This window comes from Leifsonia sp. SIMBA_070, from assembly GCF_046534635.1.
In the GTDB taxonomy this organism is placed as follows: domain Bacteria; phylum Actinomycetota; class Actinomycetes; order Actinomycetales; family Microbacteriaceae; genus Leifsonia.
This window is the reverse complement of record NZ_JAWRYK010000321.1, coordinates 1-269: the sequence shown is the minus strand read 5'-3', so window position 1 is coordinate 269 and position 269 is coordinate 1. Positions and strand designations below refer to the sequence as shown.

1 protein-coding gene is annotated in these 269 nt (G+C 61.7%); it reads right to left on the bottom strand.

What is annotated here, in order from left to right; all coding sequences use genetic code 11:
- The coding region (locus tag SB754_RS20520) for a molybdopterin-dependent oxidoreductase (RefSeq protein WP_410784205.1) at positions 1 to 251 on the bottom strand (251 nt) is incomplete at its 3' end.
- Positions 252 to 269 lie beyond the last annotated feature (18 nt).

Below are 269 nucleotides of genomic sequence, written 5' to 3'. Positions count from 1 at the left end.
CCCGACGTCAGGCCGTTGAGCACTCCTTGGTGTCCGAGGTAAGCGTGCGGCATGATCGCCTGGCTACCGTACTCGTCGATGATCGACGTCCACCGCTCTTTGATCTCCGCCAGCGCTTCGTCCCAGGTGATGCGTTCGAACTCGCCGGCACCCTTGGGTCCGACGCGGCGCATCGGGTGCATCAACCGGTCGGACTGGTAGTGATGTTCGGGGAAGTTCTTGAGCTTGACACAAAGCCCGCCTCTGGTCATCGGGTGATCCTTATCCCC